The organism is Mesorhizobium sp. LNHC232B00 (assembly GCF_000502435.1).
In the GTDB taxonomy this organism is placed as follows: Bacteria; Pseudomonadota; Alphaproteobacteria; order Rhizobiales; family Rhizobiaceae; genus Mesorhizobium; species Mesorhizobium opportunistum.
In genome coordinates this window covers 1-546 of record NZ_AYWP01000076.1, presented here as the reverse complement: position 1 = coordinate 546, position 546 = coordinate 1, and the positions used below count along the sequence as shown (strand labels likewise).

The 546-nt window shown below is 58.4% G+C and carries 1 protein-coding gene; it reads right to left on the bottom strand.

Annotated elements, in window-relative coordinates; all coding sequences use genetic code 11:
* A partial coding sequence (locus tag X743_RS1000000173175; protein ID WP_210164646.1) for a hypothetical protein occupies positions 1-252 on the bottom strand: 252 nt, incomplete at its 3' end.
* Positions 253-546: the final 294 nt, after the last annotated feature.

Below are 546 nucleotides of genomic sequence, written 5' to 3'. Positions count from 1 at the left end.
GTATCCCGCTTGTCTTTCAGAACAAGCAATTGCGGTGCCAAACGCGGTTGATCCGTTTCGGGACATCCTTACAGCTGCCTCGCCGTGTCCTACACGATCATTGAGGCCACGCCTTATGCCTGCATCGTCGATCAAACTGGAAGGTGGCAGCCTCCACGGCATGATCTGGCTGAACTGGATACGGCTATCCGGCGCGATGATGCCCACGGTCGCGACGCTCACGTGGCTTTGATACGCAAACGGCTTAACCATTGCGGGTGCGCCTCGAGGAGCGTGCGGGCACATCGGTAACCGGCTGGTCTATTCCAATCATCCTCAATGAGCTGGATAGCTGCCATTCAGCGCGTCAGGTGGCGCAATGCTCTTCTATCTCTGCTGAGCAAGCTTACGAGCGCACCAGTGTCATCATCCCCAGTCTCAGCCAGCGTCTTCGGAGACGCCAAGAGGGCCACGTCGCAGCTCGACCGTGCGACTCATTGCGTCGGTGACGCCGAGCTACAGGCCCAAAACGCAAGCCAGTTGCAGCCTCTCGTGGCTGATATCGTC